This window comes from Streptomyces sp. adm13(2018) (assembly GCF_008042145.1).
Classification (GTDB): domain Bacteria; phylum Actinomycetota; class Actinomycetes; order Streptomycetales; family Streptomycetaceae; genus Streptomyces.
The window spans coordinates 1-7,348 of the sequence record NZ_RDBH01000202.1; the positions used below are offsets into that span (position 1 = coordinate 1).

The 7,348-nt window shown below is 74.3% G+C and carries 6 protein-coding genes and 2 pseudogenes; 5 read left to right on the plus strand and 3 right to left on the minus strand.

Translation table 11 applies throughout. The annotated features are described in order from the left end of the window. From EAO70_RS35540 to EAO70_RS35555, 4 genes are all read left to right on the plus strand, one after another. Positions 1 to 535 (plus strand): AMP-binding enzyme (locus tag EAO70_RS35540; protein ID WP_148006927.1); only part of this gene is annotated, 535 nt, incomplete at its 5' end. Continuing rightward, the gene (locus EAO70_RS35545; protein ID WP_261993215.1) at positions 532 to 1,350 is read left to right on the plus strand and encodes an alpha/beta hydrolase; all 819 of its coding nucleotides are present in this window, start codon (positions 532 to 534) and stop codon (positions 1,348 to 1,350) included. The genes EAO70_RS35540 and EAO70_RS35545, both read left to right, overlap by 4 nt. Next, positions 1,337 to 2,194: an enoyl-CoA hydratase/isomerase family protein gene (locus tag EAO70_RS35550; RefSeq protein ID WP_148006928.1), complete on the plus strand. Its 858-nt coding sequence runs from the start codon at positions 1,337 to 1,339 to the stop codon at positions 2,192 to 2,194. Before EAO70_RS35545 ends, EAO70_RS35550 begins: the two co-directional genes overlap by 14 nt. Positions 2,195 to 2,206: 12 nt before the next feature. After that, entirely contained in the window at positions 2,207 to 3,139 is a 933-nt protein-coding gene (locus EAO70_RS35555; RefSeq protein ID WP_148006929.1) for a TauD/TfdA family dioxygenase, read from the plus strand. A gap of 83 nt (positions 3,140 to 3,222) precedes the next feature. Here the strand turns inward: EAO70_RS35555 and EAO70_RS35560 are convergent, their stop codons facing one another. Both EAO70_RS35560 and EAO70_RS35565 read right to left on the minus strand, forming a co-directional pair. Continuing rightward, positions 3,223 to 4,287 (minus strand): hypothetical protein, encoded by a 1,065-nt coding sequence (locus tag EAO70_RS35560; RefSeq protein WP_148006930.1) that lies wholly within the window; start codon positions 4,285 to 4,287, stop codon positions 3,223 to 3,225. 169 nt (positions 4,288 to 4,456) lie between these two features. Beyond that, positions 4,457 to 5,524 carry a polyprenyl synthetase family protein gene (locus EAO70_RS35565; protein ID WP_148006931.1) on the minus strand — a complete coding sequence of 356 codons (1,068 nt, stop codon included), beginning with the start codon at positions 5,522 to 5,524 and terminating at the stop codon, positions 4,457 to 4,459. Between the two features lie 230 nt (positions 5,525 to 5,754). Here EAO70_RS35565 and EAO70_RS40540 point away from each other — a divergent pair. Further along, positions 5,755 to 6,696, plus strand: a pseudogene (locus EAO70_RS40540) (condensation domain-containing protein); the annotation flags it as partial. 87 nt (positions 6,697 to 6,783) lie between these two features. Here the strand turns inward: EAO70_RS40540 and EAO70_RS40545 are convergent. Beyond that, a pseudogene (locus EAO70_RS40545) lies at positions 6,784 to 7,344 on the minus strand (condensation domain-containing protein); the annotation flags it as partial. Between the last annotated feature and the right edge of the window lie 4 nt (positions 7,345 to 7,348).

Consider the following 7,348-nt stretch of genomic DNA (forward strand, 5'->3'; position numbering starts at 1 on the left):
CCCCTACGCCGACACCCGGCTGCTCGGCCCGGACGGGCGCGCCGTCCCCGACGTCCCCGGCGCCGAGGGTGAACTCTGCGTCACCGGCGACTCGGTGATGCTCGGCTACTGGGGCCGCACCCCGCTCGCCGAGGCCGGGGGAGCGGCCCGGACCCACCGCACGGGCGACCTCGTCCGGTCCCTGGAGGGCGGCGGCTACCTCTACCTCGGCCGCCGCGACCACATGATCAAGATCCGGGGCCACCGGGTCGAACCCGAGGAGATCGAGGCCGTGCTGATGCGGCGGCCCGATGTCCACGAGGCCGTCTGCGTCGCCGTCCCGGACGCCGACGGCAACCAGGAACTCCGGGCCCACGTGGTGCCCGCCGACGGCGCGGCGCCCGAGGCCGCGGAGCTGCGCGCCCACTGCGGCGCGACCCTCCCGCGCTACATGGTCCCCGCCGCCTTCCACCTCGCCGGCTCCTTCCCCCGCACCTCGACCGGCAAGATCGACCGCCGGGCGCTGGCCGCCCCCGCCCTCCGGGAGTCGGCGTGACCGCCCGCGTGCTCACCCTGCGCCGGCCCAGCCGGCTCCTCGGCCGCGACAAGGGCGTCAACGTCGTCCTGCCCGGCGACTACAGCGAGGACGGACCGCCCCACCCCGTCCTGTACCTCCTGCACGGCTACGGCGGCAGCAAGGAGACCTGGCTGGTCAACACCCGCCTCGTCGACCTGGTCGGCGACAGCCGGACCATCGTCGTCCTGCCGCAGAGCGGACGCCGCTGGTTCGTCAACGACCACGCCGGACTGCGCTACGAGGACCACCTCGTCCACGAACTGCTCCCGGAGATCGACGCGCGGTTCCACACCCGCGCCCACCGCTCGGGACGCGCTGTCGGCGGCTTCTCCATGGGCGGGGCCGCCGCGCTCTTCCTGGGGCTGCGGCACCGCGACACCTTCGGGGCCGTCGCCTCGCACGCCGGGGCCTTCGAGGCGCCGCTGCGGACCGGGGACCCGTACGCCGCCTTCCGCTCGGACCCCGCCTTCGCCATGCCGACCGTGGAGAGCCACGAGCGGGTGTGGGGCCCGCCCGGCAGCGAGACCCGGCGGCGGTACGACCCGTACCGCCTCATCGGGCAGGACAGCGGCACCCCGCCGCCCGCCCTGTACCTGGACATCGGCACCGAGGACCACGACCGGATGCGGGCCATGAACCGCCGGGTCCGCGACGCGCTGCGCGAACGCGGCCACGAGGTCACGTACCACGAGCGGCCCGGCGGCCACGACTGGCGGTTCGTCGACGGAGCCCTGCCGGCCTCGCTGGAGTTCGTCGCGCGCCACACGGAGGAGCGGACCCGTGAACGCATCTGAACCCTCCCTCCTGGTCACCCGCCCGCTCCCGGGCGTCGTCACGGCCTCCCTGAACCGGCCCGCCCGCAGGAACGCCCTCGACGAGGACCTGTTCGCCCGCCTCACGGAGCTCTGCGCCGCCCTGCGCGCCGACCCCTCCGCACGGGTCCTCGTCCTGACCGGCGCGGGGGACACCTTCTGCGCCGGGTACGACATCGACGAGGTCGGCCGGATCGCCTCGCTGCCCCCGCTCACCCTGCTCGACCTGCTGCACCGGCAGGCCGAGGCGATCACCGGGCTCACCGGGCTGCCGCAGACCGTGATCGCCGCCGTCGACGGCGCCGCCGTCGGCGCCGGGCTGTCCCTGGCGCTCGCCGCCGACATCCGGCTCGCCGCGCCCGGCGCCCGCTTCCGGGCCTCCTTCGTGAAGATGGGGCTCTCCGGCGGCGACATGGGCGCCTCATGGCTGCTGCCCCGGCTCACCGGCCTCGGCTTCGCCTCCGACATGATGCTCACCGGCCGGTTCGTGGCCGCCGACGAGGCCCGCGCACGCGGTCTGGTGAGCCGGGTGACCGCCCCCGGCGAACTCGCCGCCGAGGCACTCGGCCTCGCCGCCGAGATCGCCGCGCACAGTCCGGTCTCGCTGGCCCTCACCAAACAGGTCCTCCATGCCAACACCGACGCCCCCTCCCTGGCGGCCGCCCTCGCACGGGAGGCCCCCGTCCAGGTCGTCGCAGCCCACTCGCCGGACGTCCACGAGGCGGTCGCCGCCTTCCGTGACCGCCGAGCCCCCGACTTCGGGGCGGCCCGACCGACGAACCCCCCTCCCGCCGGGGACGCCGTCCCTTCGGCGACCCCCTCCTGAAAGGAACCCCGCGTGACCACCGAGAACGCCTGGCAGCCCCGGATCCTGCGCCCCGCCGACGTGGGCGCCGACGCCACCCCGCAGGGGCTGGAGGAGTACCTGCGGGCCACCGACGTCGGCCGGCTCCTGGCCGAGGAACGCGCCGTCTACTTCCGCGGCTTCGGCATCACCGCCGACACCTACGACGGCGCCGCCGACCGGCTGCTGGCGAACCGGCTCGCGTACGTCCACGGCAACTCGCCCCGTACCAAGGTCGGCCGCAACCTCTACACCTCCACCGAGTATCCGGCCGAGTTCGAGATCTCCATGCACAACGAGATGTCCTACGCGCACACCTGGCCCTCGCGGATCCTCTTCCACTGCGACGTCGCGGCCGCCACCGGCGGTGCGACCCCGCTCGTCGACGGCCGCCTGTGGCTGGAGTCCATCGACCCCCAGGTCCGGGCGGCCTTCGCCCCCGGCGTCCGCTACACCCAGAACCTCCACGACGGCGTGGGCTTCGGCAAGAGCTGGCAGGCCACCTTCGAGACCGAGGACAGGGCCGAGGTCGAGGCGTTCCTCGACGGGGCCGAGGCCGAGTGGAGCTGGCAGCCCGACGGCACCCTCCGGGTCACCCAGCTCCGCCGCGCGACTCTGGAACACCCGGTCACCGGCACGGAGGTCTGGTTCAACCAGGCCGACCAGTGGCACATCGCCGGACTCGGCGACGACGCCGCCGCGCTCGCCGAACTCATCCCCGAGGACGAGCTCCCGCAGAACGCGTTCTTCGCCGACGGCAGCCCCATCCCGGCCGACCACATCACCCACGTCCAGGAGATCGGCATGAAGACCGCCGTGGACGTCGCCTGGGAGGTCGGCGACCTGCTGCTCGTCGACAACGTCGCGGTCGCGCACGGCCGCCGCGCCTTCACCGGGCAGCGCCGCATCCTGGTCGCCATGGCCTGATCCGCGACCGCACACGCGGACGCCTCGAAGGGCCGGCCCGAGCGGGCCGGCCCTTCGAGGCGTCCACCGTGAGGGAGGGGCCGTCAGCACGCCCACCGGTCGAGGGAGGCCAGGAACTCCGGCACGTCGTCCGCGATCCGGCCGGTCGCCGCGAACCGCCGCGACGGCAGCCCCTCGACGACGCGCCGCAGCGTCTCCTCCGTCTCCCGGACGACCGGGGAGAAGTCGAGCCGCAGCAGCTTCGCCACCGCGCCCAGGGTGCTGCGCGGCCCCGCGCCCAGGACCTGCCCGGCGCGTCCCCCGGAGGACGCCGGAGCCTCGCCGTCCCGGTCCACGAAGACCACCAGGTCCACCGGCAGCGGCAGCGCCGGCAGGGGCCCGGCCCCGGGGCGCACCGGAAACAGGTACTCCCGCCCCCGGTGGTCCGCGGGCAGCTCCGAGGCGTGCCCCTCGACCGGCGTCCCGGTGACCCGCTCGATGAGGGCCCGGTCGTCCGGGTGCGCCCGGCACTCCCACGCGCCGCTCAGGAACAGCGGGACGACGGCCCGGTCCGCCGTCACGAACACCAGGTCCTCCGCGACGACCCGCCAGCCGTGGGCGAAGGCCGCGAGCCCGAGAGTGGACTTGCCCGACCCGGACGCCCCGGCGAGCAGCACGGTGAACCCGTCGTCCCGGGTGACGGCCACGCCGTGGATCAGCGCCATCCCGCCGTTCAGCATCAGCGGGGCGATCAGCGCCATCCGCGCCAGCTTGCGCCGGAACGCCTCGTGGCTCGCGGACACCTCCACGAGTGCGCCCGGCGCACCGCAGGCGACGGGCGGGGAGCCGACGGCCGACGCTCCGCCGGCCGTCCCGCGGGCGGGGTCCGGCGAGGCCGTCAGCAGACCGGCCGTGCCCGACGACTCCCGGGCCGGCCAGTGGATCCACCGCTCGTCCCCGCTCTCGCCGTACGCGGCCCAGGGCCCTCCCTGAGCGGCCGGCGGCTCCCCGGGCGGCGGGCGGTACGCGTCCACCGCGCGCACCCGCAGCCGGACCGCCCCGGGGCCGGGGATCGGTCCGGCGCCGCGGGCCAGCGCCCCGGCGAAGACGTCGAGCCCCTCGACGGGGTCGACCGCGTCCCAGAACGATCCCGGCGTGCCCGACGGCACGGCGAAATCCCAGTCCGCGACGACCCGTTCGGAGGCAATCCGCCCGGAAGCGGCGGGACGCCGACATCCGGATGCGGCCCCGTCGGCGGACGCGCCACCAGCAGACACGCGGTCGGCGGACGCGCCCTGGACTGCCCGGCCCGGAGCGGCCGGGACCGGCACGCTCAGGTCACTTGTCACGGTAGGCGGCCTGCCTCGCCATGGTGTGGAGCGCGGAGGCCCAGTCCGGTTCCAGCGCTCCGCGCACCGCGGACCGCGCGGTCTCGATGCGCTCCCCGATCACCGCCTCCACCCGGTCGCGCACCCCGGTCCGGATGAGCACCTCGTGCAGCCGCTCGGGGGCGACGCCGGCGAGGTCGTCGCCGACCAGCTCCCGCACCTCCTCCTCGTGGCGCAGCGCGATCGACATCAGCAGCGTCATCTTGTGCTGCTTGAAGTCGAGCTGGGCGGGCTTTCCGGTCACGTCGGAGCTGCCGAACGCGTCGAGCAGGTCGTCCCGGAGCTGGAACGCCTCGCCGAGCGCGAGACCGTACCGCTCGAACGCGGGCTGCAGCTCCGACGCGCCGGCGAGCTGCGCCCCCATGGCCAGCGGACGGTAGACGGTGTAGCGCCCTGACTTGAACAGCGCGATCCAGCTGGACAGTTCGGGGTCCGGAACGAAACGAGCCGCGGCCCGCACGTCCAGGAACTGACCGATCATCAGCTCCGTGCACAGCTCGCCCCAGATCCGGCGGGCGTGCGGCGGGCAGTCGGCGAGCAGCCGCTCCGCGTACACCAGCGCGAGGTCGCCGGCGAGGACGGCGACGCTCTCGCCGTACCGGCGCGGCTCACCGCGCCAGTCCCGCTCGGTGTGCAGCGTCGAGTGCACGACGTGCGCGGTCGGCTCGTTGCGGCGCAGCCCCGAGTCGTCCATGACGTCGTCGTGCAGCAGGGCGAAGGTGTGCAGCAGCTCCAGGGCGGCGGCCACGTCGACGACGACCTGCTCCTCCGGGTCGCCGCCGCCGGCGAGATAGCCCGCGACGCAGAACGCCGGGCGCAGACGCTTGCCGCCGCTGCCGACCATGCGGGTCACGCAGTCGATCAGCTCGGCCGAGTCCGCGTTGAGCGCCGCCCAGGAACGGCGCTCCTCGGCGAGGAATTCGTGAATACGTCGTTCCACCCGCGCCAGGACGCGGTCGCGTGTTTCACGGGCGGCGACACCGGTGAATTCCGGACTCACCGGAAAGGCAATGGACATACGGATCTCCTGATGGCGGATAGACCTCAACAGGCTCTTTCTCGCACACCCAAGCGCCCCCGGAAAGAGGCAGCTTGGCGTATAGGCGCTGTCCAGAGAGGGCGGTGGTGCGCGCACTACCGTTCAGCGCAGTGTGCAGACCACGTCTGCGAGAAACCACTGACCTGATTGTTCTTGCGGTGTGCCAGGAGTCGCCTGTCGCACATCTGACAGGTGGATGGCGAGGAATCATGGACCGGTCTCAGTCTTTTGTCGACGGCGAGCAGCGGCTTCCGCTGACCGGGGCTCAGGCAGGGGTGTGGTTCGCGCAGGCCGTCGAACCCGACAGCCCGATCTTCCGCGCGGCGGAGTACCTGGAGATCCACGGCACGCTGGACACCGCGGTCTTCGAGCGGGCGCTGCGCCGGATGACCGCCGAGGCGGACGCCCTGCACATCCGGTTCGTCGACACCGACGACGGCCCCCGCCAGATCATCGGCTCCGAGCCCGCCTGGACCCTGCACACCGTCGACGTCTCCGGCGAGGCCGACCCCCGCCGCGCCGCCGAGGAGTGGATGGGCCGCGACCTGCGCCGCCGCATCGACCTGACCGGCTCACCGCTGTTCACCTACGCCCTGTTCAAGGCCGCCGAGGACCGCTGGTTCTGGTACCACGCCTACCACCACATCCTGCTCGACGGCGTCGGAGCCGCCCTCCTGGTCCGCCGCGTCGCCGACGTCTACACCGCGCTCGCCACCGGAGCCGACCCCGGCCCCACACCCTTCGGCTCGGTGCGCACCCTGCTCGCCGAGGACGCCGCGTACCGCGCGTCCGGGGACCTCGCCGACGACCGGGAGTTCTGGCGCGGCCGGTACGCCGACCAGCCCGAGCCGGTCGCCCTCTCCACCCGCCCGCTCAAGCCGTCCGCCGACTTCGTCCGGCGCAGCGCCGAGCTGCCCGAGGACGTCCGCGAGGACCTGGTCCGCGCGGCGGAGCAGGCCGGCACCGCCCGCTCCCGCGTCGTCATCGCCGCCACGGTCGCCTACCTGCACCGCATGACCGGCCTGACCGACATCGTGCTCGGCCTGCCGGTCACCGCCCGCCCCGGGCCCAAGTCCCGCACCGCGCCCGGCATGGCCGCCAACGTCGTCCCGCTGCGGGTCGCCGTCGACGACGCCACCACCGTCGRCGAACTCCTGGAGCGCACCCGGGTCGCGCTGCGCGGCCTCGTCGCCGAGCAGTCCGATCCGGCCGAGGGGCGTCCCCGGCTCGTCGAGCGCACGGGCGATCCGGCCGACGAACCGCAGGTAGCGGTCCTGGTGGGCGGCGAGCTCGGCGGGGGCGTACAGCTCCGGGTGGGCGTCGAAGTCGACGCGGATGCTGCCGCCGTTGCCGCGGTCGTAGACGGAGACGGCGAGGYCCTCGATGAGCCGCAGCGACATGTTGTGGGCGTCGGCGCGCAGACCGGCGAAGCTGAGGTCGTAGTCGAACGGGACGACGTTGAGCAGCGGGCCGAAGAAGCGGCGGTGGTCGTTGGGCAGGCCGAGGTCGCGGCGCAGCTCCTCGCCGCGGTAGCGCTGGTGGGCGACGAGGCCGCGCAGCGCGACCCGGGTGCGCTCCAGGAGTTCGCCGACGGTGGTGGCGTCGTCGACGGCGACCCGCAGCGGGACGACGTTGGCGGCCATGCCGGGCGCGGTGCGGGACTTGGGCCCGGGGCGGGCGGTGACCGGCAGGCCGAGCACGATGTCGGTCAGGCCGGTCATGCGGTGCAGGTAGGCGACCGTGGCGGCGATGACGACGCGGGAGCGGGCGGTGCCGGCCTGCTCCGCCGCGCGGACCAGGTCC

Excerpts from the sequence above, each read along its gene's own strand:
- EAO70_RS35565 (WP_148006931.1), bottom strand. The coding sequence starts at position 5,524 with ATGTCCATTGCCTTTCCGGTGAGTCCGGAATTCACCGGTGTCGCCGCC.